At 36.0% G+C, this 26,988-nt stretch carries 16 protein-coding genes; 10 read left to right on the top strand and 6 right to left on the bottom strand.

Going from position 1 to position 26,988, the window contains the following annotated elements; genetic code table 11:
* Nucleotides 1-21: 21 nt before the first annotated feature.
* Nucleotides 22-8,979: an Ig-like domain-containing protein gene (locus tag BMW37_RS09905; RefSeq protein ID WP_093320430.1), complete on the bottom strand. Its 8,958-nt coding sequence runs from the start codon at nt 8,977-8,979 to the stop codon at nt 22-24.
* Between the two features lie 351 nt (nt 8,980-9,330).
* On the opposite strand from BMW37_RS09905, the gene BMW37_RS09900 reads away from it, so the two are divergent.
* From BMW37_RS09900 to BMW37_RS09890, 3 genes are read left to right on the top strand one after another with little or no spacing between them, the layout of a single operon-like run.
* Nucleotides 9,331-10,653: a TolC family protein gene (locus BMW37_RS09900; protein WP_093320427.1), complete on the top strand. Its 1,323-nt coding sequence runs from the start codon at nt 9,331-9,333 to the stop codon at nt 10,651-10,653.
* A gap of 1 nt (nt 10,654) precedes the next feature.
* Nucleotides 10,655-12,793, top strand: coding sequence for a type I secretion system permease/ATPase (locus BMW37_RS09895; protein ID WP_093320425.1), 2,139 nt, complete (start codon nt 10,655-10,657; stop codon nt 12,791-12,793).
* The gene (locus BMW37_RS09890; protein WP_425441787.1) at nt 12,784-13,959 is read left to right on the top strand and encodes an HlyD family type I secretion periplasmic adaptor subunit; all 1,176 of its coding nucleotides are present in this window, start codon (nt 12,784-12,786) and stop codon (nt 13,957-13,959) included. Before BMW37_RS09895 ends, BMW37_RS09890 begins: the two co-directional genes overlap by 10 nt.
* A 179-nt stretch (nt 13,960-14,138) precedes the next feature.
* On the opposite strand, the gene mnmE is transcribed toward BMW37_RS09890, so the two are convergent.
* Nucleotides 14,139-15,536 carry a tRNA uridine-5-carboxymethylaminomethyl(34) synthesis GTPase MnmE gene (mnmE, locus tag BMW37_RS09885; protein ID WP_093320420.1) on the bottom strand — a complete coding sequence of 466 codons (1,398 nt, stop codon included), beginning with the start codon at nt 15,534-15,536 and terminating at the stop codon, nt 14,139-14,141.
* A gap of 697 nt (nt 15,537-16,233) precedes the next feature.
* Here mnmE and mprA point away from each other — a divergent pair.
* From mprA to BMW37_RS09870, 3 genes are read left to right on the top strand one after another with little or no spacing between them, the layout of a single operon-like run.
* On the top strand, nt 16,234-16,749 hold the full coding sequence (gene mprA / locus BMW37_RS09880; protein WP_093320417.1) for a transcriptional repressor MprA: 516 nt from the start codon (nt 16,234-16,236) through the stop codon (nt 16,747-16,749).
* A 52-nt stretch (nt 16,750-16,801) separates the two neighbouring features.
* The gene (gene emrA / locus BMW37_RS09875; RefSeq protein WP_093320414.1) at nt 16,802-18,037 is read left to right on the top strand and encodes a multidrug efflux MFS transporter periplasmic adaptor subunit EmrA; all 1,236 of its coding nucleotides are present in this window, start codon (nt 16,802-16,804) and stop codon (nt 18,035-18,037) included.
* Nucleotides 18,038-18,080: 43 nt separating this feature from the next.
* Nucleotides 18,081-19,625 carry a DHA2 family efflux MFS transporter permease subunit gene (locus BMW37_RS09870; protein ID WP_093320412.1) on the top strand — a complete coding sequence of 515 codons (1,545 nt, stop codon included), beginning with the start codon at nt 18,081-18,083 and terminating at the stop codon, nt 19,623-19,625.
* 53 nt (nt 19,626-19,678) lie between these two features.
* Here the strand turns inward: BMW37_RS09870 and cobO are convergent, their stop codons facing one another.
* Nucleotides 19,679-20,287, bottom strand: coding sequence for a cob(I)yrinic acid a,c-diamide adenosyltransferase (cobO, locus tag BMW37_RS09865; RefSeq protein ID WP_093320409.1), 609 nt, complete (start codon nt 20,285-20,287; stop codon nt 19,679-19,681).
* Nucleotides 20,288-20,734: 447 nt separating this feature from the next.
* Between cobO and glyA the strand changes: the two genes are divergently transcribed.
* Both glyA and icd read left to right on the top strand, forming a co-directional pair.
* The gene (gene glyA / locus BMW37_RS09860; protein ID WP_093320407.1) at nt 20,735-22,003 is read left to right on the top strand and encodes a serine hydroxymethyltransferase; all 1,269 of its coding nucleotides are present in this window, start codon (nt 20,735-20,737) and stop codon (nt 22,001-22,003) included.
* Between the two features lie 135 nt (nt 22,004-22,138).
* On the top strand, nt 22,139-23,392 hold the full coding sequence (icd, locus tag BMW37_RS09855) for an NADP-dependent isocitrate dehydrogenase (RefSeq protein WP_093320404.1): 1,254 nt from the start codon (nt 22,139-22,141) through the stop codon (nt 23,390-23,392).
* Nucleotides 23,393-23,542: 150 nt separating this feature from the next.
* Here icd and BMW37_RS09850 read toward each other — a convergent pair whose 3' ends face one another.
* The 3 genes from BMW37_RS09850 to BMW37_RS15765 form a co-directional block, all read right to left on the bottom strand.
* Nucleotides 23,543-23,950: a tyrosine-type recombinase/integrase gene (locus BMW37_RS09850; RefSeq protein ID WP_093320401.1), complete on the bottom strand. Its 408-nt coding sequence runs from the start codon at nt 23,948-23,950 to the stop codon at nt 23,543-23,545.
* Between the two features lie 545 nt (nt 23,951-24,495).
* Nucleotides 24,496-24,693, bottom strand: coding sequence for a hypothetical protein (locus BMW37_RS14945; protein ID WP_143047630.1), 198 nt, complete (start codon nt 24,691-24,693; stop codon nt 24,496-24,498).
* Nucleotides 24,694-24,824: 131 nt separating this feature from the next.
* The gene (locus BMW37_RS15765) at nt 24,825-24,953 is read right to left on the bottom strand and encodes a hypothetical protein (protein WP_281241271.1); all 129 of its coding nucleotides are present in this window, start codon (nt 24,951-24,953) and stop codon (nt 24,825-24,827) included.
* A 485-nt stretch (nt 24,954-25,438) separates the two neighbouring features.
* Between BMW37_RS15765 and BMW37_RS09835 the strand changes: the two genes are divergently transcribed.
* Both BMW37_RS09835 and BMW37_RS09830 read left to right on the top strand, forming a co-directional pair.
* Entirely contained in the window at nt 25,439-26,185 is a 747-nt protein-coding gene (locus BMW37_RS09835) for an HIRAN domain-containing protein (RefSeq protein WP_093320393.1), read from the top strand.
* Between the two features lie 324 nt (nt 26,186-26,509).
* On the top strand, nt 26,510-26,988 hold a 479-nt coding region (locus BMW37_RS09830), incomplete at its 3' end, for a transposase (RefSeq protein ID WP_483887621.1).

Below are 26,988 nucleotides of genomic sequence, written 5' to 3'. Positions count from 1 at the left end.
AATTTTATTTACCTGGCCAATTTAAAAATGATTAAACTGTATTTGTTCATCTAGAATTAAATAAGCAAATTGCTGTGATGTTCCACCATTAGTAACCTGATACACGTCATAAAATTCATGATTAACTATATTTTCAACCTTACCAATCGATTTCACTTGCTCATGGCCTAATATTGAATCTAAAGAAACTAGATCATGTTCACTACCTTGAATTAACATGATAGATGCATCTTGCTCAACCCCAAAATCTGCAAAATCAAATTGACTTAGCAATTCATTATTCTGAGTTCCTATTTTCAAAATATCAGCATAGGTTACTTTAAGCTCACTACCTGTATTATTTAAATCAAAGATTTCAATATTATCAATAGCATCGTTAAATAAAGACAGATCGATGCTTAGCTTATTTTCCACCTTTAACGTATCAAGACCAGCATCTCCACTTATCTTATCAAAATTGAGATGAGCTAAGCTTAAAACTTCACTTTGTTTAGTTCCGATAATGTTTAGGTTTTCTAAGTCATCTGGCACTAGATCAATCAATATTTCAGAAGTGGTTGTTGCTAAATTTTCCACATCTGGATTCACAACTTTGAAATAGAATGGTTCAGTAACCTTTGCTTCATAACTGACATTAGGAAATTGTGCACCTGTAACAGGATTAATTGCTGGATTTGTTGATAATAAATTTAAGCTCATGGAAACTTCATAGTTACCTGCTTTAAGTGCTGGTATATCAAAAGACCATGCGCCTGTTACCAAATCTACTGGTGCGCCAACTAAGAATGGTTGTCCATTAAGATGAATTATCACAGTAATACCAGCTATAGTATAACCATCAGTTCCAGCCGGAAGACTGATTTTACTCATATCAAGGTTTCCACTTAATGTTAGAGTATTATCTTTTACTTCTGCATCAGCTAGAACCTCGCCTTGGTCAGAATTAAGCTTAAATTCTCCAAAATATCCGTCCTTATACGGAGCTGTATTGATTGCAACAATCTTAGCGTAATCAGGAGGAGAAACTTGCGCACGGTTAAATTCATCTACAACCCTAAATTCAATATTGATTTGAGGCTTACCATTAGATGCACCTGTACCTAAATTCTTATCACCATCAGCAAGTGGTAATTTACCATCAATGATACCTTGATCAATCGCGGCCTGGGATTTTGCGTAATCTGAATTAGCAAAATCGAATACCCATTTAAGCGTGCCATTATCAACATCTTCAGCTTTCACTGTAATCCAGCCTGTATCTAATGCAATTTTCAAATTAGGATCAACCACATAAGCAGACCCATTAAAAATACTCGCACTATTTTGCCATAACCGGATTTGTAAACTTTCACCCTCTTTTAAGGCTTGGCTTATTTGACCGTATAAGATCAGTGATTCATCACTTGTTCTACGATTCCCCGCATCACCTGAGTCCACACTGATCCCTGTCATATTAACCATGACATTAGGTGGCGTCGTATCCACTACATATTGTTCGGAATTTGTTGGTCTAGAAAGCGTTGATTTATCTAACTCTCCTAATTCATTAGCTTTACCACTTGCCACTGAAACCACATAGGCGCCATCAGTCTGATAAGGCATATTAAATTCCCACATGCCATCTTCATAGACGGTTGTTGTACCAATTTCAATTCCATTAGAGTAAATAACAATAATGTCGCCAGGCGTGCCTTCACCTATGATAGTAGGAGTATTATCATTAAGATACAAATTATCATTAATAATGCTCTCTCTATCAGGCGCATCAGCGTCTACCGAGGTTATTTTTAAATTCGGATCGATCTGGTTTGCTTGTGTCGTATCAATCTTAAATGTATAACCTTCATCTGCTCCGCCAATAGTAGTATTGTCAGATTCATTTACTCTGCCAAACTTATCTATAACACGGGTTTTTATATCATATTCACCATCAGGAAGTTCAACAGCTGTGTTATCATATACCCAGCGCCCATCTGGTAACTGCGAAGCATCCACCCAGTCGTTATCGCCAATCTTAATTTGAACTTTTTCGCCTCTGGCCAATTCACCTTCGACATTCAAGAAGAAATAAAGCGTATTATCATCTGTAACTGAGGCATCTTCACCTGTGTTAGCACTAATGTTATCAAGCGTCACCGTTGCTGTTGGCGCTGTCGTATCTACCACAATCTCGTAATTATCAGTCGGAGCTGATTCACTTCCATTGTTAACAGCACTAACTGACAATGTATGTTTGCCATCACCCAAAGCTTGAGATAATTCATGTTTCCATTTGCCATCAGACCCAACAGTTGTAGTCTCCCCAGTAAATTTACCATCCACATAAATTTTAATTGTATCGCCAGGCACTCCTGTTCCTGAGAGTATTGGGGTACTATCAGATGTCATTGATTCTTTATTAACCCCTTTTATAGGTGTAGAATCTTGCTCAATATCTTCCTCAATCACCAAATCAAACGTTGGTTTTTGAGCATATGCAGGTGCAGAAATAGCAAATTTTGGTGGGTTAGGCATTTCTGAAACTCTACCAAAAGCATCTATCACTCTAACTCGTAAATTATAAGTCGCTAAAGCAAACGGCTGATTACTATTGTCATAACTCCAGTGATATTTCCCATCCTCTCCTAAAATAATATCCTCTGGATTAATTTTACGCCAACCACCTTGTAAGAATACTTCCATGGTTTCATGCTTATCAAGCGGCCTGTCAATCGTGCCATAAAATATCAATGTTTTATCGTTAGTACCAAATATATTTGTTGCATCATCAAATTGAGCATTGCTGATATTGTTAACTGTAATACCTATGGCAGGTGGAGAATTATCGATGATTAAATCTAATGGTGGTACGACTAACTCATCGCCCCACTCATTTTTACCTGTAACATAAACTTGATATGGTTTATCAAAATCAGTCGTTGGTGACAAAGTAGATGGTGATGTGACAGACCATTTTCCATCTTCACCTACAGTTGTTTCTTGTGTAAATGCAACTGTACCATCTGGGTTATTCACTGCAACGGTAATTACATCACCTGGTTTTCCAAGTCCCGAAATAGTTGGTGTTGTACTTGAACTAATATCACCAAACACACTATCAGAATATTCAATGTTACTTGGATAAAACAGATCAGCATTCACGCTAAAGTTAATTTTAGCATCTTCATCAACATCACTCGTATTACCTGCTTTATCTGTTTGGGTGGTAACTATCTGATAGTCACCATCACGCATCACTGGGATGAGATAACTCCAGTTACCCTCAGCATCGACAATCGCTTTACCTGATAAATCAGGTTCGAGTAGATTCCCATCTTTATCCATTACAAGTACATTAATGGTATTACCAGGCTCAGCTCCAGAACCTTTGATTTCAGGGCGCTTATCATTAGTTCTATCACCTTTAATAATCAATCCTGTGCCATCTGTATTTGGATCACTGTCATTAAGTTTTATTTCATCTGTCTTATCATCATTCACCGTAAATGTCACATTACCAGGCTTAATTGTATCAATAATGATAGGTGCTGTTGTCACTGGTGGTGACTGATTACCTGCTGGATCTTTTGAGGTAATTTCAAATTTGTATTCACCATCAGGCAATTGCCCTGGATTGATACTAAAATCACCATTCTCATCAGCTTTACCCATTACGACAACATCATTTCCAGTATCATCCAAAACTACGTTACCGTTTTTATCTAATACTTTTATCTCAATATCGGCATCTGGATCTGATTTGCCCGAAATAGTCGGATTATTATCATTGGTAAAACCATCAATAATGGTTGGATAAATTGCAGAAGGCGGTGTCGGGACCACATTAACAGTGTAATCTCCACCTGTCGGAGGCGTAAATGTCCCCCCTTCTTTGACTGGTGGATTAGTAGCTAGATCTAACTTCCAGTTACCATCTGGGTCAACTTTAGTTTCCAAATGTTGTGTATTACCTTCATCATCCGTAACTTCAATCGTGATCGTTTCATTTGGCTTACCTTTACCTTCAAGTAATGGAGCGTTTCCACTTGGAATAGTTTCAGATTCCTTTGGAACGCCATCTTTGCCAATCCAATTAACATCATCTTCAAGCTTAATATCAGTTAACCCCCCATTTGATGTATCTATGGTGAAGTCTTTTTCTATTGTATTGCCTTTAACGCCAGTATTAGGATTAATTGGCGTTATTTGGTACTGATAATCACCATCAACAAATGGTGTCGTATTCTCAAACTGCCAATTTCCATTCTCATCTATAGTGACTTCTTTTGTTTCAAGTACGGTTTCAGTCCCAGTTTCAGGATCGATTTTCACAACGGTTATCTCAACTAAATCACCCGGTGTTCCCTTTCCTCTCAATGTAGGGGTTATATCATTAGTTGAATTACCAGCATATGTATCGTCAAAAACGTTACCCTCAACTCTCGCATCAACATTATCTACCAATGTTAAATCCGTTACATCACCGGGTTTAGCAGTATCAATCACTAGTGGGAATGATTCAGGTTCGCTAGGTTTACCATTCGGACCTATCTGTTTTAGCTCAATAGTGTAGTCACCATCATCTAGTGGACTTTCTGGTGTGTAACTCCATTTACCGTCTGAATCCACCGGAACTGTAACAACAATATCAGGCTGCCCATCACGTTTAAGAGTAACTTCTACTTCTCCGCCAGCAACAGCGTCATCGCCAGAAATAGTAGGCTGATTATCATCTGTTGCATTACCAATAAATGATCCTTCTGTTGGCGGATTACTCAATACATCATCCTCTTCACGAGAGCCAACATCATCACCAACCTTAAAACCTTCTAATTTAGGAGGTATAGTCGTATCAATCGTTAAATCAACTTCAGTGACAGGTCCTTTAGCACCTGTTTCAGGTTTTGTTGGGAAGATCTCCACTTTATAATCGCCATCAGGTAACGCTACTGGCGGAGTAAATGCCCAGTTTCCATCTTCACCTATGTCAGTTTTAGGAACATTATAGATAACTGGTGGTTTTGTAGGATCCGTCGGTTTAATGACAATCAACACGCCGTTTTCAGGATCAGTTTTTCCTGAAAATGTTGGATTTGTATCATCTGTTATATTGCCAAGATATCCGCCCGATGACTCATCGGTGAGAATATTATCTTCAGTCCTAGGTCCGATATCATCACCTATTTTAATATCTGTAACAGGATCAGTAGGTGAATTAGTATCAATTTTAAATCCAAACTGAGTATCAGGTCCTGGTTTACCGTTTTGTCCTGATTGATTAATTGTTACTTCATAATCACCATCAGGTAATTCTGGGGATGGTGTAAATTGCCAATTTCCATTATTATCAATATTGGCTTTACCAGTAAAAGTCTCGTCTGTGTCAGTATTTTTAAAGGTAATATTAACTTCACCATTTGGCACACCACTTTGGCCTTTTAAAGTTGGCGTTGTATCATCAGTGACCTCGCCTGGTAAGGTATTATCCAAAATATTATCTTCAGTAATACTGAGCTGATTATCTTCTACTTTCGGTTTCATTAACGCAGGCGGAACACTTGTATCAATAGAGATATCAACTTCTGTAGCTGGACCTGTTGCACCTGTAGCTTGATCGCGTTCTTTAGCGATGATGGTATACTCACCATCACTTAAACCTGGTTCAGGTGGTGTATATGTCCATTTACCATCAGTATCCACAGGAACTGAAACTTTAATTTCAAGTTGACCTGGTGTTTTTGGTTGAATAATGAGCTCAATAATATTACCCGGTTTGCCTGAGCCTGATATTGTTGGCGTTTTGTCATCTGTTGATTCACCAATAAAGGCATTATCTAAAATATTATTTTCAAGCCTTGGGTTCTCATTATCACTCACTTTCATATCACTAACAGAATTACCATCAGTATCAATCTTTAACTGAAATTTCTCATCATCGCTAGCAACACCATTTGGACCGGTTTGTTTTATGGAAAATTCAAAGTTACCATCTTTGAGCATTTGTTCTGGTGTGTATAACCAATTACCATCTTTATCTACTGGAATATTAGGATAATTCGCGACAATATCACCCGTAGCTAAATCGGTAACGGTTATAGTAACAGAACCGCCTGGTTCACCTTTACCTGAAATCGTTGGTTTATTATCATCAGTTGCGTTGCCTTGGTACGTATTGTCAAGGACATTATTTTCCGTGCGATCGCCTATATCATCTTTAACTTTAATATCCGTAACCTTAGCAGGCGCCTCGGTATTTAAATTGATGATATGATCTTTAGGCTGACTCTTATTACCTGCGGCATCTGTTTGTGTAACACTTAAGGTATATTTACCGTCACCACTTTCAAGTTCTGCATCCACCTTCCAGTTACCATTTGCATCTGCTTTAGTAATAACAGAAGATTCATTTCCATCTTTATCTTTAATAACGATAGTAATGTCTGCATTCGGTTCTGCTTTGCCACTCAATGTAGGAGATATATCGTTAGTGACACCATTATTTAAAATGGTACCTGTTATTCCCTCAACATCATCAACGACTTTAAAGATTGGTGCGTCAACTTTAGTATCAATAGTTAATGGAAAATCAGATTTGGGGCTAGATTTTCCACCAGCATCTTTTTCAACCATTTCAACTTTATAATCCCCATCTGGAATTGGATTAATAGGTGTAAACTCCCAATTTCCCTCTCTATCTACTGGTACTTTGAATATTAAGTTATTACCCTTATCATCTTTAGCAATTGTACCGTCTGGTTTTTTTAGAGTGATTTCGACGATATGATCTGTTGTACCTGGATAATTTGTATCTTCTGGTTTGAGCTGACCTGAAAAAGTCGGCTTACTATCATCAGTTGCATTCCCTAAATGAGAATTATCTAAAATGTTACCCTCTTGTAGCAAACCTTGATCATCTTTTACGCTTACGTCTTTAGGATTGACTCCTGCTAACGGAGAATCCTCACCAACGGTAATTTCAATATTAATTGGAGGACTAGGTCTATATTCAGGATCTAATGGATTTTTTTGTAAAACCTCGATGATATATTCACCAGGAGGCAATTCTATATCAGGTGTAAAGCTCCATTCACCCTTATCATCAGCGTCAGTATCGCTCACTCTTATTTCAGGGGATTCTAATACAACTGTTCCATCAGGTTTCTTAATTTTAACAATGACATCATTTCCAACCTCAGCTTCACCACTAATAGTAGGTTTGCTGTCATCGGTTTGATTACCTAAATATCTATCATCTAGTACATTGTCTTCTTGACGAGTACCAACATCATCTCCTACTTTTATAGAATCAATATCAATTGGTTGGGGACGAATTGATTTAATTTCGATTTTATGTTCTTCAGTTTTACCTTCATTTCCCGCTTTATCCACCACAACAGTTTTGAAATTATAAATTCCATTTGGTAATGGATTGTTTTCATCCCAGAAGTATTCCCACTTACCTGTGGAAGGGTCAACTTGACTACCAGGTACCATGATTGTGATATCTTTACCAATAACCACCCCATCTTTATTAAGCGGAGTAACCGTGATATTAATATAGCCTATTTCTTCCCCATTACCGAGCTTAACGCTACCAGTTAATTTTGGTGTATCATCGTTAGTTAAAGCAGGTTTAGTAGTATCATCAATAATCAGATTGCCTTGTACTTGATCCTTTTTCGGTGCATTCAAATCTACAGTAATATTCTTGATATTACTTCCATCAACTACCTTGCCTCTAAAAGTAATCTCTTGATCTGTCGCTTGATTATCTTTAATTGTGAAACTGTAGCTGGTATCGCCAGAAAATCCCTCAGGGAATGCTTCTTCAAATAAATTTCGTGTTGCTTGATCAGAGAAATCCACACTCCAAACACCATTTCCGTCTTTTTTGAATTCAATTTCAATACTCGGGTTTGACGTTCTTGCACTTAGTATGGCTGTTTGAGTTTCTGGAAGAGAAATAATTAATGTTCCTCCTTCATCAGAGAGCCCAAAAGCTTGAATCAATGGGGTGTCCGTTATTAAATAATCAGAGCTAACGTCATTATCCGTAATGCTAAAAGTAGTTGAAATTGGATTTACTGTATCAACGGCCACATCAACTGTTTTATTGTCTGTACTTCCATCAGGAAATTTTTGCTTAATTTCAAATTGATAATCCCCATCCGGTAGACCTGGTAATGCTAAGGTTGGCCCAGTGACATGAGTATTTGGATTCCCTATTTCAATTTCCCAAGTCCCATCAGGTCCAGCCTTAGTGGTATAGACAAGATCAATTTCAGTGCCAGTACCATCATCAACTTTTATTGGGTTTCCATCATTATCTTTAATGACAATTTCAATTGTGGCACCTGGTGTTGTCGTACCTTTTAATATCGGCGTTGCATCATTAGTATCAATTGGTGAATTACTTTTTCCTAATGAGATTTCTCTATCATTCGCATTGGTATTTTCACTAAATATCACACCCGTGGGATTTTGCTGTGTAGATACAGATCCATTTGAATCATTTGAATCACTATTACTTGCAATAATCACGCCTGCACCAACTAAGCCTGCTAATCCTAAAAGGGTCAAGGGAGAAAATGCGCTTTCAAAATCCCCTTGTAAAATTTGCCCACTGAGATTGCCATCTTCTAGCTGTGCAATAACACTCGCCGCATCCCCTTCTTCTGGGAAATAAGAGACCCATTCACCTTCAGTGACTTCACCTTGAATATCAAATAATTCAGGATTTAAGTAATAGCCTTCAACGATAACATCGACTAATTCATCTCCATCTTCGAAGTAGATATGCAAATCATCGCCAACCCTTTTTGCAACAATTCTTTTAGGTCCTAGGCCTGTTTCATCGTCTTGTAATCTTATAATTGTGCCCTTCCCAATTTGAATTGGAATCGGATTAGTTGAATTAAGGGGTATGGAAAGTGTTTCGAGCGTTTGACCAGTAGTATTAATAAGCGTTAACGTAAATGTGTTCAAATTATGCTGTACCATAAAAAAATGTAATCTCCATGAAACTTATCTATAAAAATCCATTTGCAAAATAGACGCGAGCAAAAAGGCAATACTCTACGCAAATTTTGACCCAGGTGTTTTTGTTGCAAAATAAAACAAAAATAATAACAAAAGTAAAAAAGTAATGAATTATGTTACAATAATAGCATTTAATAGATACATGTGGAATAATTTAACAAAAAAATACATATTATTACGATTTAAACATTAATCATCTGGAGCAATTGGAAATAACAATGTGTCAACTGGCATAAATTCTTCCGTCTTCTCTATTTCGAGAATAAAAAATAACAAAAATTTACTATCAACCAGCTTAGGAAAATTATTTACATGCTAAACATGCGCCATTTTATTGACAGTTCAAAACCTGTGCTTTTTACATCACTTTTTACATCACTTTCAGTCATAGGAGTGTTGTTTATACCATGTTCACTTTTAGCTAATGAAGTATCTTATTATGATGCCCTACGAATTGCTGCAGATGTCAGCCCTACAACCCAAACCGCTATTGCAAGAGATAATCAGCAAAAATCATTATTAAGCGTAAGCCAGGCTGGTTACAAACCAAAAGTTGGCATTTCAATTAATCCAAGTTACAGTGAATTCAAAGATGAAACGTCTATTACACCTGAACTCACAGTCACTCAAACTGTTTATGATTTCGGTCGTACAAGAAATCAAATAGCGCAAGTAGGCGCAGAGTCTAAACAAGTCAAGGCAATTAATAATCAGGAGCTTGAGAGCATTATCGCAAACACGTCTATGGCCTATATCCAAGCGCATAGATCATTAAGTGCAATACAAGAAACCAAACAACATATTAACGATATAGAACAGGTAGTTAAAATTGCAAATGATAGGGCTACTGCAGGGGCAGGAAATGAATCTGATACGACGCAAGCGCAGGCCAGATTGGTTAGTGCAAAATTAACGGCATCTCAGATAGAGGGGGATTACTTACAAGCACTAGAAAGTTTAAAAATATATTTAAACGTACCTAATGCGCTCGAGGTAATTTCAATGCCTGACGATTTAAGTGATAAAGCTAACTTAACCAAGCCGATTCGTTTTGAACAAATTGCAGAGTATCGAAATCAAGCAGCAATGTTGGAAATATCTGATGCACAATTTGAACTTGCTAAATCTGATAGCCTACCGAATGTTGGTGTTCAACTGATAAGCAATAAAACAATCGAGGGAACTAATCCAAGTACTAACGAAAAATACGGACATGATAATAAGATCCAATTAACCATGTCATATGATATTTATCAAGGCGGAGCCGCAACATCGCGGGTTAGCGCTGCTGCTGCAAATAAAGAAGCAACAAAATATCAGCTACAACAGCTCAAACAAACTCTCAACCAAAGATTATCGACTGCAAAAATTGCCATTAACCAATTAGAATCAAAACAATCTTTGCTCAATGAACGTATCAATGTACTTCGCAAAACACGGGACATCTATAAAGAACAATATACTTTGGGAAGTCGTTCTATTTTAGATGTACTTAATGTAGAACAAGAAGTCTACCAAGCTGTTGTAGATAAAGTAAATACGGACCATGACTATTGGCTTGCCGTATCTGACTATATATTTATGTCAGGCCAGTCCGCTGATGCATTTGGTTTAACAATTCTAATGAGTGAGTAATATGTCACTGAGCCAAATCCAAAAAGACAAAATAATTCATGTTTTTTCCTTAATAGCTAAACATTACAATATTCATGTGTCTGAAGAAAGAATTAAAGTTGATGCAGCTTGGTCTGACTCGAAAGAAGAAAAAGAGTTTTTAAACCAATTAGCGTTACAAATGGGGCTATCATTTGATAAAAAAACCTATAGTAAAAAGTTAATTAATGCAATGCGTCTTCCTTTAGTTATCTATTTTAATGATGGTTCCATTGGTGTTATAGAAAGCTTAGATAAACGTCATAATGTCAGTATTTCTTTGCAAGATGAATTAGGCTATCTTGTCTTACCGATAAAGTCATTAAAAGAAAAAGCTAAAGAAATCTGGGTCTTGAGGCCATTAAATGCAGTACCTGATGCTAGGGTAGATGAATACATCAAGCCATATCAATCTAATTGGTTTAGAAAAATCATTTTTCATGACAAAAGAAGATATTTAGATCTATTCACTGCATCTTTAATTGCAAATGTATTAACTCTTACTACTACACTCTTTTCAATGCAAATCTATGATAGGGTCGTTCCTTCACAATCTCATTCGACGTTATGGGTTTTATTTACTGGTGTGATGATTGCATTAATTTTTGAGTTTTTACTAAAAGGTGCACGCTCAAAATTAACTGATGTAATAGGAAAACGCGCCGATTCTCGGATTACAGATAAAGTATTTGGGCATGCGATTAGAATTAAAACACAAGCAAAAAGCCAGTCAACAGGCTCATTTATAGCCCAAATAAGAGAACTTGAGCAAGTAAGAGAATTAGTTACTTCCACGACTTTAGGTGCTTTATTAGATATCCCATTCATATTGTTATTCTTTGTTGTTTTATGGATGATCGGAGGATACTTAGTGATTGTTCCATTAATTGTGGTTCCCTTGATTTTAATTGCAGGGCTAATTGCACAGTGGCCACTATCTAGACTAGCAAAAGAAGGCATGCGCGAATCAGCGCTTAGAAATGCTATGTTAGTAGAAGCTGTTGAAGCATTAGATGACATCAAATTATTAAGAGCCGAGCAAAGATTTCAAAACTTATGGAACCAAATTAACGATGTATCTTCAGATATTTCAAAAAAGCAACGCGCTATTACAAATTTTTTGACCCATTGGACTCAAACACTTCAATCTATGACATTTGTAGGTGTATTACTGGTAGGTGCATATTTAGTTATCGCCGGTGAATTAACAACAGGCGCTTTAGTAGCAACATCCATTCTTTCCTCTAGAACATTAGGACCTATAGCACAATGGACGGGGGTTTTTGCAAGATTACAAAGCACGAGATCGGCTTATCAGGGGCTAAATGAATTAATGCAAAAACCAGTTGATCAACCGATTGAAGAAAATCGGTTACAACGCCCCGTAATTGAAGGCGAGTATATTTTTGAAGATGTGAGATTTAAATATGATCCTAATGCAACCCATCTCACTTTAAATATACCTAAACTACATATTAAGGCTGGGTCTAAAGTTGGAATCATTGGAAAAATGGGTTCGGGCAAGTCAACTTTGCTTCATCTTTTTTCCGGCATGATCACACCTGAGGAAGGAGCTATCTATTTAAATGGTGATTTAATTAAAATGATTGATGTATCCGATCTAAGAAGAGATGTCGGATTTTTAAGCCAAACTTCAAGGCTTTTTCATGGTACCTTAAGAGAAAATCTCTGTATGGGCAGACCACATGCTTCAAATGAAGAAATGATTGAAGCATTAACCCTTACAGGAGCATGGTCCATGCTTAAACAATTAGAAGGCGGACTTGATTATATGGTAAGGGAAGGCGGTCATGGACTATCTGGTGGACAAAAACAGGCTTTATTATTATCAAGAATGCTGATCATGAATCCCCGCACACTACTTTTAGATGAACCAACTGCAAGCATGGATCAAGCAAGCGAAATACATATTGTTAATGCGATGAGAACCTGGTTTAAAGATAAAACCGTAATTGTAGCGACTCATCGGCCAGCAGTTCTAGATTGGGTAGATACATTAATTGTAATTGATGAAGGAAAAATCATATTAATGGGTGAAAAAAGTGCTGTATTAGCAAGACTCGATTCACTAAATTCAGCCAATCAAAAAATATCAGGTTAAATCCTATGCGTAAAACACTTTATAGAGATCAACATGAAGTACTTAAATCCTCTTCTATAATTCGTATCATTGCTTTATTAGTTATTGCTATCGTAGTATGGTCTTATCATGCAAAAGTATCAGAAGTATCTAATGGGACGGGCAAAGTTATCGCTTCTTCAAAAGAACAAGTCATTCAATCCCTTGAAGGTGGTGTATTACGAGAGTTAAATGTTGCTGAAGGCGATATTGTAGATATCGGTCAAGTACTTGCATTACTTGACCCTGAGCGCGTTTCTTCTAATGTAGAGGAAAGTAAAGTTCGCCTTAATGCCGCATTAGCAAGTGTTGCGAGGCTTGAAGCCGAAGTTAATCAAACTGCTTTAGTATTTCCTGATTCAATCACTGATCAATCAGTGATTGAATCAGAAACCGCATTATTTAACTCAAGAAATGAAGCTTGGCAACAAACATTAATTGGATTAGAAGAAACTAAATCTCTCATTGAACAAGAGCTCAATATAACTGAACCTCTTGTTGCTCGCGGTGCAGCGAGCCATGTTGACGTCATTCGTTTAAAAAGACAATTAAGTGAAATTACATCTAAAATATCAGATACTTATGACCAGTTTATTGTAAAAGCCCAAGAAGAACTTAATAAAGCCAGAGCCGATGTCGATATTCAGACTCAAATTGTAAGAGGAAAAAATGATGCATTGACTCGTACAAGTGTCATATCTCCAGTTAAAGGTATTATAAAAAATATTAATATTCATACTATTGGAGGAGTTATTCCACCAAATGGCGAAGTAATGCGGATTATTCCGATTGATGAAAAACTGTTAATAGAAACTCAAATATCACCAAGAGATATTGCTTATATTCACCCAGGACAAGAAGCTACTATCAAAATTACTGCATACGACTATTCTATTTACGGTGCACTAAAAGGAATAGTTGAAACCATATCTCCAGACACCATTCAAGACGAAGTAAAGCGTGATCAATATTATTATCGTGTCTATATTAGAACAGAATTAGATACTTTAACGACTCCTAATAATCAAAAATTACCAATTACCCCAGGGATGGTAGCAACAGTAGATATTAAAACAGGTGAAAAAACCATATTTGACTATTTAATTAAACCGTTTAATAAAGCAAAAGAAGCACTACGAGAGAGGTAGATCAGTTTATGTAATTGAAGGTGCGTAGTATGAAATCCCTTTGCTTTAGTGGGGAGAATGTCAAAACATAATTAAAGACCCCATAACAATTTTAACTATCATAGGGTAACATAATTATACTTCTTAGAGAAAGATGACAGAGGGTACTTCCTAATGGATATTGATAAACAAGAGTAATTTTATTTACCAATGCAAAAACTTGAGAAAATCCTTCCTAATAAATCATCTGATGTAAATGCACCTGTAATTTCACTAAGCGATTGCTGAGCTAATCTTAATTCCTCTGCGGCTAATTCTAATGCCCTTGCTTGTTCTAACTGATATTTTGCAAACGTTACATGCTCTAATGCTGATTCGATTGCATTGACATGTCTAGCTCTTGCTATAAACCCACCCTCATTAGTTGTTGCATATCCAATGGTTGATTTTAGATGCGTTTTAAGTATATCCATGCCTAGGTGTTTTTTTGCGCTCAACGAAATCACTGTTTGAGGATGAGACATAAGTGAATCATTTTGCAAAACTGTTTGCATGCCAATCATTTCACCTGTCAAATCAGCCTTGTTTCTAATTACCGTAAAAGGTAAATCTTTTGGTAACTGAGCTAAAAAATCTGGCCAAATATCATTTTCATTAAGGGATTTATCAAGTGCTAATTCTGTTGCATCAACCATCAGTAAAAGATGATCAGCTTGTTTAATTTCATCTATTGCCCTTTCAATTCCTATTTGTTCTACTTTATCGCTTGCCTGGCGAAGACCAGCAGTGTCAATAACATGCAAAGGCATGCCATCAATATGAATATGCTCTCTTAAAATATCCCTAGTCGTGCCTGCAATATCAGTCACAATAGCTCTTTCTTCACCAGCCAAGGCATTCAATAAACTAGATTTACCTGCATTTGGCTTACCAGCAATCACAACCTTCATACCTTCTCGTAGTAACACACCTTGCTTTACTGCATTTTTAACAAATGAAATTTTTTCTAAAATTTCATTTAATTGTTTGGCTAAAAGGCCATCTGATATAAAATCAATTTCTTCCTCTGGAAAATCAATTGCTGCTTCAATCTCTATACGAATATTAATAAGCGCATCTAAAAGAATGTCAATTTGAGTTGAAAACTCTCCTTTTAGTGCATTTAAAGCTGAGCGCGCAGCTTGAGTTGAAGTTGCATCAATTAAATCTGCAATTGCTTCAGCTTGTGCTAAGTCTAATTTATCATTCAAAAATGCACGTTCTGTAAACTCTCCAGGCTTAGCAATTCGAACACCTTTAATTTTCAGGATCTCACCAAGAAGCATGTCTAATACAACAGGGCCACCATGCCCTTGAAATTCAATAACATCCTCTCCTGTAAATGAGTTAGGTCCTGGAAAAAACAAGACAATACCTTGATCGATTACCTGATCGGTATCATCATAAAAGGGTAAGTATTCAGCTGTCCTTGGAGTGGGTACTTTTCTTAGTAATGTTTTGGCAACTTTTTTAGCCTCTTCACCCGATACCCTTAATACCCCAATTCCCCCTCTGCCAGGTGCCGTTGCTTGCGCTACAATCGTGTCTTTATGTGACATATGTATTCCTTTTATACCATTCATTTAATTAAGTCAGTTTTATCAATTATACCTTGTTTGCCTCAATTATAGGTAAGACATCAAGCATTAAGGGGTATTTTAGGTACCAATCACTCTGTTCATAATATGCTAACTCTTTCTTACGCAGTGCGTCACACTCCTTTTTACAAGGACCGGAAGAATATTAAATAGTAATTAAATGTTGAAATTGAAAGAGTTTAATGGTGAGCATCGATTATGCTCACATTCTAAATCGTTTGGAAAACTGCGTTACAAAATATGAATCAAATGCTGCTGAAGCCTAACAGATCACTAGAGTGATATTTTAATATTACGTTCTGCTTTTTGTAAAAAATCCTCGATTGCATGACTCATACCCCAATTAACAAAGTGGGATATCATATCATTTTAATTATCTTAAAACCCATTTTTAATCGAAGGGAGTTACCAAAAGAATCACCTCTTTTTAATTCAATTTATGCCTTTAAAGGCAGACGCTTTTCATACACTCAATAAAAATTATTATTAAAAATATAGATAAGAAAAAAGTTAAAAATATGTAAACTTTCAAATTTTTTACTTTTCAGTTAGGCTTAAAAGGCATATAGTAACTAATGTTATTATAACTAATTACACTTTAACTTTAGTTACTTTAAAACGTAACTTATCTAAATAAATATTCTAATTAGAGCCTGCTATGAACGAAAATAAAAATCTATCATTTCAATCTATTGAAGAAAAAATCAGACAGTATGCGTCTCGCTATGAAGATTACCCTTTACAGGCGATGTTAATGTATCGCATGCATGTCCATATTCACCACAAAATGCAAGACGCTAGAAATGCAATTTTAAAAGAGAATGACATTAATGAAACACTATTTATGGCATTAATTATTATCGATTCAAAACCGGATAGAGTAATACAACCATCAGAGCTAAGCTCTATTCTTGGCTCATCAAGGACTCATATTACTCGAATTGCCGATGAATTAGTTGCAAGGGGTTGGATTGAAAGATATAGCACCGAACAAGATAGACGTTGTTTGTTTTTAAAATTAACAGAATCTGGTGTCAATTTTTTAGCCAAAATCAGTCCTAAACAATTTGCTAATTTAAATCATGTTTGGTCAGCATTAAGTTTTGAGGAACATATTATATATGAGAAGTTATCTAGAAAGCTTTTAAGTAAAATTGAAGAATTAACCCTTTAGGTATTCTTAAAAAAGTAATTTTTAGTTTAAATAATTAAGTAAGGAGTATCCTATGAGTAATGAACATACTAGCACTTCAAACAAAATAGACTTACATACAAAAGAGAACTCAGCGGAAAATATCCTTAATAAAGATAAATTAGCTAAAACTAGCGAGGTATCTAAGAAAATTAAGCGAAAAGTTGCATTTAGCATATTAATATTAACCATCATAATATTACTTGGTTTCTACTTATTTCATTGGTATCACACTGGCAGATTCGAAGTGGAAACGGATAATGCATACGTATCAGGTAATCAAGTTCAAATTATGTCTGAAATTTCAGGTACGGTTTCGTCAATTCATGTTGATAATACTGATTTTGTTAATGAAGGTGATGTACTTGTTCAATTAGATAAAACGGATGCTGAACAATCATTCGAAAAAGCCCAAGCATTGTTAGCAACTCAAGTCAGGCAAGCACATCAATCAGTGATTAGCTTAAAACAGAACCAAGCTAATATTGAGGAAAAAACAATAGCTTTACAGCAAGCGCAAAGTGATCTCGCACGTCGGCAAGCCTTAAGCCAGTCGAATGCAATCGGCAAAGAAGAATTACAGCATGCCCGTGATGCAGTTACCTTAGCAGAAGCGAGTCTTGAGTCAGCAAAAGCACAATATAATGCCAACCAAGCTCTCGTTTTAGATACACCAATTGAAAAACAGCCAGGTGTAGTCAAAGCAGCAACAGAATTAAAAGAGGCTTGGCTTGCTTTACAAAGAACAACTATTACCAGTCCTGTTACAGGTTATGTTTCAAAAAGAAGCGTCCAAGTAGGAGCTCAAATTGCTCCAAACACACCATTGATGGCAATCATTTCAGCAGATAATCTTTGGATAGATGCAAATTTCAAAGAAACACAACTAAACCAAATGAGGATTGGACAAAATGCGAAAATTACAACCGATATTTATGGGGATAAAGTTGTTTTTAATGGCAAGATAAAAGGAATCGAGATGGGCACTGGAAGTGCATTTTCTCTTTTGCCTGCACAAAATGCATCAGGTAATTGGATTAAAATCGTTCAACGCGTTCCTGTAAGGATTGAGCTTGATGCAAACGAACTAAAACAATACCCACTTCGCATAGGTCTTTCTTCAACTGTTGTTGTAGAGACTAAAGATCAATCAGGTCCTATCTTAGCAAGTAAACATCCAGATGGAGCTTTGTATAAAGTTTCTCAAGGAGAAATTGATATGACTTCAATTAATGCACTCATCAATCAAATCATCAAAGAAAATGGATAACACAAACAGATAATCAATTTAAAAAGATGATAAGGAAAATCGTATGAAACCATTAGAAGGCAGGCAACTCGGTTGGCTAACTATCGCCCTATCTTTAGCAACTTTTATGCAAGTACTCGATGGGACGATAGCAAATGTAGCCCTCCCTACAATCGCTGGTAATCTAGGGGCATCAACGACACAAGGTACATGGGTTATTACATCTTTTGGTGTCGCAAATGCAATTTCCATTCCAATTACAGGCTGGCTTGCAAAACGAATTGGTGAAGTCCGCTTATTTTTATGGTCAACTGCTTTATTTGTACTTGCATCTTGGTTATGCGGAATATCAAGTAGTCTTGGCATGTTAATATTTTTTAGAATTATCCAAGGGTTAGTTGCAGGACCTATGATGCCTCTGGCTCAAAGCTTACTTCTTAACAACTATCCTCCACTGAAAAGAAATATGGCACTAGCACTTTGGTCCATGACCGTAATTGTTGCCCCTATTTTTGGTCCGATATTAGGCGGCTATATTTCTGATAACTATCATTGGGGCTGGATTTTTTTCATTAATATCCCTATCGGTTTACTAGTAGTGCTCGCTGTATTTAAACTATTACATAATCGAGAAACTAAAATTGAAATTCGTAAAATTGATTTTATAGGCTTAATGTTATTGGTATTAGGGGTAGGTTCGTTACAATTAATGCTTGATCAAGGTAAAGAGCTTGATTGGTTTAATTCACCCCTTATCATTGGATTAACGATTTGTTCTATCATAACATTAATTGCGTTGGTGATTTGGGAATTAACCGACGATAATCCCGTGATAGATTTGAGCCTATTTAAATCACGTAATTTCACAATAGCAACATTATGTGTCTGCTTAGCATTTGTTTTTTATTATGGCAGCATGGTACTCATTCCTCAATTATTACAGTCAGTCGTAGGATTTAATGCGACATGGGCTGGATTAGCTGCTGCCCCTATTGGTTTAATCCCTATTATCCTTGCACCAATTATCGGTAAATTGGGCACTAAAATTGATATGCGGATTCTAGTAACATTCAGCTTTATCGTATACGCAGCAACCTTCTTATGGCGAGCATTAACTTTTGAAACCGGGATGGGATTTGCAACAACTGCTTGGCCACAATTTTTTCAAGGTTTTGCTATTGCTTGCTTTTTCATGCCCCTTACTACAATTATGTATTCAGGATTATCATCCGATAAAATTGCTGCAGCCTCTAGCTTATCTGGGTTTATGCGCACAATGGCAGGTTCGATAGGTGCTTCAATTGTTGCAAATATGTGGAGCAGTAACGAGGCTACTCATCACACAATACTTGTTGAATCGATATCACCTTATAACCCACTTTCAAATGAGATATTTGCAAAAATGATGTCTTTAGGGATGAGTTATGAGCAAGTAGCTGCTTATTGGGCGAAAGAGATCACTAATCAAAGTCTAATTATGGCCGCTAATGATATTTTTACAATCGCGGCAGCAGCGTTTATTGCACTTATTGTATTAGTTTGGTTTGCAAAACCACCATTTACTCCTGGAGGTAATAGCACCAGTCAAACCAGTAATGCTAATCATTAGATACGAAACCATTAATAATGATGACTATTTTTTCCAAAAAAAGAGGATTGAAACTACCAATCAATTCCCATTTGAGCTTGAATGCCTGCATCAAAAGCATGTTTTACTGGTCGCATTTCAGTCACCGTATCTGCCATTTCAATTAAAGATCGGTGGCATGCCCTTCCTGTTAAAATAACGGTTTGATGCAATGGCCTATTTTTAATAGCTAAAATTAACTCATCTAGTTCTAAATAGTCATAGGTTACCATATAAGTAATTTCATCTAATACGACTAAATCTATTGCAGGATCTGACAATAATTTTTTTGCATCTTGCCAAACAACCTGGCAAGCGGCTCTATCTGTTTCTTTATTCTGTGTATCCCAAGTGAATCCTGTTGCCATAACATAAAAAGGTACGCCTAGTGGTTCTAATAAGTTCCTCTCACCATTCGCCCACTGCCCTTTTATAAATTGCACAACAGCAGCCTTTTTACTATGTCCTACTGCCCGAGTAACTGTTCCAAATGCAGAAGTTGTTTTTCCTTTACCATTGCCTGTTAAGACAATAATAATTCCTCTTATTTCAGTTGCAGCTTCAATTCTAGCATCAACCTGCTCTTTTAATCGTTGCTGACGCTTTTGATGTGATGAGTTTTGATTCTCACTTAGATTATTCATTTTTTCCCCCGAATGCTTATTTTGTTCGATAGTAATTTATAACTTTATCGTAAGCATGACTATAAGTTGTTTTTGTTATGAGTAGTACTTTGATTATCGAATAAGTGATACAATTACCACAATTTTACGAAGCCAATGTATCTATTTTTATCTATTACCATATTACTTATTTATCACACTTGATTAACAATCGCAATTATCTCATAATCGACATAATTAAGGATGTTCTTTGCATAACTAGAAAATAAAAACATGCCGCTAATATTACCTTAGATTCATGTTTTTTAATCCTATAACTGGATAAATAGTATTTAAACACTCTATTTTTAACACGCACACAATGGCACCTAAATTGATAATCAATGGACATCCATATAGATTACTAATTTCTAGATATAAAATTGATAAATCCTATTTTTACCTCAACCCATAGACAGGAGCAAAACAATGTTAGATCGTAATATGAATATTGCAGATTATGACCCAGAACTTTGGCAAGCGATGCAAGATGAAGTCGTTCGCCAAGAAGAGCATATAGAATTAATTGCCTCAGAAAATTACACTAGCATGCGTGTAATGCAAGCTCAAGGCTCACAGCTAACTAATAAATATGCAGAAGGCTACCCTGCAAAACGCTATTACGGTGGATGTGAACATGTTGACATAATAGAAGATTTAGCGATTGAGAGAGCTAAAAAACTATTTGGTGCTGATTATGCTAATGTACAACCACATTCAGGCTCACAAGCAAACTTCGCTGTCTACTCAGCTCTACTCCAGCCTGGAGATAAAGTCCTTGGTATGAATTTAGCTCATGGTGGGCATTTAACTCATGGTGCTCCTGTGAATTTCTCTGGTAAATTCTATGACATTATTCCTTATGGTATAGATGAATCTGGCAAGATTGATTATATTGAATTAGCTAACTTAGCGAAAACCCATCAGCCTAAAATGATAATTGGTGGATTTTCTGCTTACTCCGGAGTAGTAGACTGGGCTAAGATGCGTGAAATCGCTGATAGTGTTGGAGCGTTTCTATTTGTTGATATGGCTCATGTCGCAGGCCTTGTAGCTGCAGGTGTTTATCCAAATCCAGTTCCACATGCTCACGTAGTTACCACAACAACACATAAGACTTTAGCAGGTCCACGCGGAGGTCTAATTCTTGCTAATGGCGGTTCTGAAGAATTTTATAAGAAGCTAAACTCATCTGTTTTCCCTGGTGCTCAAGGCGGCCCTTTAATGCATGTAATTGCAGCTAAAGCTGTTGCTTTTAAAGAAGCAATGGAACCTGAATTCATTTCCTATCAACAGCAAGTAGCTAAAAATGCAAAAGCAATGGTTGATGTCATCAAAAATCGCGGCTACAAAGTTGTCTCTGGGGGAACTGAAAACCACTTATTTTTACTAGATTTAGTAGATAAAAATCTTACGGGTAAGGACGCTGATGCTGCATTAGGACGTGCTAATATTACCGTTAATAAGAACTCAGTACCAAATGATCCTAAAAGTCCTTTTGTCACTTCTGGTATTCGTATTGGTTCACCTGCCGTTACTCGCCGTGGGTTTAAAGAAAATGACGTACAAGCTTTAGCGGGTTGGATTTGTGACATACTTGATGCTATGAATCAATCACCTGAAAATTTAGAATCAACAATTTCCAAAGTAAAAGCAGAAGTACTGAGTATTTGTAAGAAATTACCAGTTTATCCATAATTGTAACAATAAACGACGCATTTGCGTCGTTTTTTAAATGTTGTACTATCAATGTGTCATTTAACATTGTTTCTGCATTAAGTCATGCGCCTTGCGCACTAGATTTAATATAATAATAATTAATGAGGAGATGTCATGCAAAGTAAAGTCACTATTCCTGCTGAAGGTCAAAAAATCACTCAAGATAATACTGGTAAATTAGTTGTTCCCAATAATCCAATCATTCCTTTCATTGAAGGTGATGGTATTGGTGTAGACGTTTCACCTGTCATGATTAAAGTTGTAGATGCTGCTGTTCAGAAAGCTTATAACGGCCAGAAAAAAATCTCTTGGATGGAAATTTACACAGGCGAAAAATCAACTGAACTTTATGGCAAAGATGTTTGGTTGCCAAAAGAGACTTTAGATTTTATTCGTGACTACCGCGTTGCAATTAAAGGCCCATTAACTACGCCTGTAGGCGGTGGTATTCGCTCTTTAAATGTTGCATTAAGACAAGAATTAGATCTTTATATTTGTTTACGCCCTGTTCGTTATTATACAGGTACTCCAAGCCCTGTTAAGCAACCTGAATTAACTGATATGGTTATTTTCCGTGAAAATTCTGAAGATATCTATGCAGGTATCGAATGGAAAGCTGGTACACCTGATGCAGAAAAAGTAATTAAATTCTTACAAGAAGAAATGGGAGTAACTAAAATTCGTTTCCCTGATAATTGTGGTATCGGAATTAAACCTGCTTCAGAAGCCGGTACAAAACGATTAGTTAGAGCTGCTATAGAATATGCAATTGCCAATAACCGTGATTCTGTCACTATTGTTCATAAAGGCAATATTATGAAATTCACTGAAGGCGCATTTAAAGATTGGGGATATGAAGTTGCACTTAAAGAATTTGGTGCTGAATTAATCGATGGCGGCCCTTGGATGAAAATTAAAAATCCTAATACTGGCAAAGATATTATTGTTAAAGATTCTATTGCAGACGCTTTTTTACAACAAATCCTACTTCGTCCTGCTGAGTATGATGTTATTGCCTGTATGAATCTTAATGGTGATTACATTTCAGATGCATTAGCAGCGCAAGTTGGTGGTATAGGTATTGCACCTGGCGCAAATATTGGCAGCGAATGTGCGCTATTTGAAGCAACCCATGGCACTGCACCTAAGTATGCAGGGCAAGATAAAGTTAACCCAGGTTCAATCATCCTATCGGCTGAGATGATGTTGCGTCACATGGGCTGGTTTGAAGCAGCTGATTTAATCGTCAAAGGAATGGAAGGCGCGATTGCTGCTAAAACGGTAACTTATGACTTTGAACGTCTTATGGATGGCGCTAAGCTATTGAGTTGTAGTGAGTTTGGCGACGCTATGATTGCTAACATGTAATTCAATCCAGTTATTTGATTGCATAATTAAGGCGCCAATTGGCGCCTATTTTTTTACCTAATTGTTTCTTCTCCAAAATCCCTCCAAAATTCCTCCAAAACTCTTCTCCAAAACTGGTTAATTAAAATACCAATTAAGTATAAAAATAGATCAAAAATCGATTAAATATTGATACTCTATTGAGCGATTATCATTGTATAGATCAGTTTGTCGTTGTGATTTATGGCCCAGTAAGATTTTCGTATCAACACCCTGCTCTCTATATAATCTTTCAGATAAAGATCTTATTTCATGAAATGTTGGTTGGGTTTGTTCACCATAATCAAGCCCTAACAAATCAATATTCTTTTTGAAATTCATGCTTAATGTAGATGCTAAAACGCAACTTCCTTTCTCTGCTGAAGTTGTAGAATGAGAAAAATGTATTATATAATCACTTTTTACGCCTTGAGCATCAATCTCTGCAAGCAACTGAAACAATGATTTATCGATTACATTTAATTGCAGTGGTATCGTTACTTTAAAACCAATTTTTTGTTGCTCAACTAAAAGATGAATATTGTTATATGTCTTCCTATTTCATTTTTAAAATGTCGACAGCACGTTGTCCAGTGATGCGTATTCTCATCCACTTAGATCACTAATTCTAACATGGTTTAGATCATTCAATATCATCCATGCCGATCACTTTAGGGTGGTATTAGGATCTGTGATTTGGCGCTAATTATTCATTCTAAGATTTCTTTTCTAAAATCTATCAATAAACTCTGAACTGATCTAAATACCTAAGGTTGCTTTACAAAAATTCATCTTTATCTTCATTAAAATTTGAATGAAGCCTTACATAGCCAATAGCCCAACAAGTTATAAGCATTCAACATATTCATGGTCACCAATAGTAATTGCTAATTCCTCTAGGCTATTCTCTAGGACCTTAGGTTGCTATCAAGACCGAAATATTTGATATAATAAGCAACTATATATTTATTAGCCTGACGTTGTTGTAGAGCTGGATTTTTAAAAATGTTAACCACTCTGTTAACCACTCTTGATTATCCATCAACAGCGTTTGTATTACACTTTCACGACTCTCCGTAAAAAGATCAATCCCCTGAATGTTTTTTTGTACAGACAACTGGTTTCTCAATATTGATGAATAAACTTCTGTGCCTTAGGTAAAGACTGCCTCCCAAATCGAATGAGGCGATATTCTGCTGCCTAAGTTCCTCTTTAGCGCCAGGGCTAAGCACGTCTGCTGCTAGTAGTCTAATAGCTTCTTGATGACAAGAGTGTTCTTTCATGAACCTTCGGAGTTTGTGAACCAGATTCCTTAGATCCCTAGGGTATACTTTTCTTTTTACTTCGACAAATACCAACAACTTTATATCCTTAGTATTGATCTCAATCAGTCCATCAACCTCATATCTATAATTCATACTTCTGGAACTAAAGCTTCGGACACTGAGGCTTCGGGACTAAATGCTTTAGCAAGTGTATCCATCAAAGCATCAAGAATTTGTCTTTCAAATACTGATCGTAAACAATTTAGATAAAGTGTCATAATATTAGTCTCTAACTCATTATTAGCTGTACAGCAAAAAAGGCTTTTATTGCTAATATTAGATTTAATTATAAAAATAATTTTACAACTAACAAGCCGATTCAGATAAAATATCTCTTTAATGTATTTCAAAGATTACAACTACTTGCATATAATAAGCAAAATCCTTAAAAACTTATAAGGGCGATAGAAGTTATAATCGCAGCTAAAAACGGTTACTTATGATTTTAAGCTTCTTTTATACTAAATAATGAAAATCGAGAATAACTTTTATGCCTAACTTATGATCATGCAGGTATGTACTGGTAAAGGATTAAGTGTTGGAAACGGTTATAAATGGATAACTACAAATTATAACATACCAATTATAATGGAAATAAAATGAACCTCATTTTCTATTATTTACCCGATGAATACATTTTACACAACGTCAAACAGTTCGCACTTGAAATTACTTTAAAAAATAAAAAGAGGGTATTAGGCTTATGAATACGACTAATTCAGTTTACGTAGCTTGGCAGGAGCCAATATTACACGATTGGTTTGTTGTTGGCCTTTTACAACAAACTGATTCAGGTTATGTATTTAATTATACTGAAGGGGCCTTAGAAAAAAATAATTTTGTTCCATTTAATGGTATGGAGGAATTAAATAAAACTTACTATTCTCATGAACTTTTCCCTCTATTTCAAAATAGAGTGTTATCAAAGCACAGACCTGAATATCCACATTTCATTCAATGGTTAGGACTAAATGCTCAAGAGGCAACGCCTATTGAAGTAATAGCCAGAACAGGTGGCTTGCGCAATACAGATCAACTACAAATGTTTAAGAGGATTAACTTTGATAAATCAGGAAATTTTGAATATTTCTTTTTTGTTCATGGGGTTGGATATCTAGACCCTTCCGCTAAAAAGAGGGTTTCAGACCTGGACAAAGGTGATAAACTTTTTTTACTACAAGATTCTCAAAATCAATATGATAAGCTTGCTGTTGCAGTAAGAGCGGAAAACCCTGCTCAGTTGATTGGCTATTGTCCCCGATATTTGGCACGTGATATCAGGTATTTATTGGATAATTCACCCCATTTAATTGAACTGAATGTTGAGTGTGTAAATAAAGATGTTCCAACAAATTATCAGTTACTCTGTAAACTATCAGGTAAAGGTATATCTTCTGAAGTGATTGACTTAATTAATAAGCATAGAGATTTTGAGACTATACGCCCTTAGCTCGAATAGAATTGTGATAAATTAGTAATTCACTCTCCAAAACTACTTTTTATTTGATTACATAATTAGGCGGCCGATTAACATTTTTTTATTTTTCATGCTTCAATAAGCTTTCAATCATTGAACAGTCCAACTCATTCTACTTTCGATACATTCGTAGGATCTTATAAGTTATTGATTTGGTTTTATTTGTTTTGATGTGTGGTTTTTGTGTGCTTTTTATGCAGTTTTTGGCGTATATATTAAATTAAAAACTTGAAGAGATGCTCGATTTGTGATCAAATATAGGTTACGAATCAACATTTTAAAACAAAGGAGCATCTCTTGGAAAGTCAATTTACCACATTTACTCAATCAATTAAAGCAGTTTTTAATCCTAGCCATATTCTTAAGTTATCACGTAAAGTAAAATTCACTCAGAAACTCAGAACACTACACCCTGCAAATCTTATAGGAGCATTGATACATGCATTAAGCTGCCAAGACCATGCTAATTTAACCGATATTTTAAGGGTACTGAATGAACGCTATCAAGAGCTGTTAAATTATAAACCTTACCACAACCAAATTAAAAAGCCTGAGTTTACGAACTTACTTCAATCTCTGACGGAACAAGCCACTAAAGAACTATTAATTCAGCCTTTTCAATCTAGCTTGCCAGCTGAGTATCCATTTAAACATATTCATTTACATGATGGTTCTTCATTGACACTCCATGAAAAATTAAAAGATGTCTATCAAGGTAGATTTACTAAAACTGCACCCGCAGCAATTGAAATGCATCTTACACTTGATTTAGTAGC

The sequence above is a fragment of the Thorsellia anophelis DSM 18579 genome, from assembly GCF_900111395.1.
Lineage (GTDB): Bacteria > Pseudomonadota > Gammaproteobacteria > Enterobacterales > Thorselliaceae > Thorsellia > Thorsellia anophelis.
Note: the sequence above shows the minus strand (reverse complement) of the source record. Positions and strands in the feature narration are given on the sequence as shown.

Coding starts and splice junctions, on each gene's coding strand:
- icd (WP_093320404.1), top strand. CDS start 22,139: ATGCAAAGTAAAGTCACTATTCCTGCTGAAGGTCAAAAAATCACTCAA.
- BMW37_RS09835 (WP_093320393.1), top strand. CDS start 25,439: ATGAATACGACTAATTCAGTTTACGTAGCTTGGCAGGAGCCAATATTA.
- mprA (WP_093320417.1), top strand. CDS start 16,234: ATGAACGAAAATAAAAATCTATCATTTCAATCTATTGAAGAAAAAATC.
- BMW37_RS09870 (WP_093320412.1), top strand. CDS start 18,081: ATGAAACCATTAGAAGGCAGGCAACTCGGTTGGCTAACTATCGCCCTA.
- BMW37_RS15765 (WP_281241271.1), bottom strand. CDS start 24,953: ATGACACTTTATCTAAATTGTTTACGATCAGTATTTGAAAGACAAATT.
- BMW37_RS09895 (WP_093320425.1), top strand. CDS start 10,655: ATGTCACTGAGCCAAATCCAAAAAGACAAAATAATTCATGTTTTTTCC.
- emrA (WP_093320414.1), top strand. CDS start 16,802: ATGAGTAATGAACATACTAGCACTTCAAACAAAATAGACTTACATACA.
- glyA (WP_093320407.1), top strand. CDS start 20,735: ATGTTAGATCGTAATATGAATATTGCAGATTATGACCCAGAACTTTGG.
- BMW37_RS09900 (WP_093320427.1), top strand. CDS start 9,331: ATGCTAAACATGCGCCATTTTATTGACAGTTCAAAACCTGTGCTTTTT.
- cobO (WP_093320409.1), bottom strand. CDS start 20,287: ATGAATAATCTAAGTGAGAATCAAAACTCATCACATCAAAAGCGTCAG.
- BMW37_RS14945 (WP_143047630.1), bottom strand. CDS start 24,693: ATGAAAGAACACTCTTGTCATCAAGAAGCTATTAGACTACTAGCAGCA.
- BMW37_RS09905 (WP_093320430.1), bottom strand. CDS start 8,979: ATGGTACAGCATAATTTGAACACATTTACGTTAACGCTTATTAATACT.
- mnmE (WP_093320420.1), bottom strand. CDS start 15,536: ATGTCACATAAAGACACGATTGTAGCGCAAGCAACGGCACCTGGCAGA.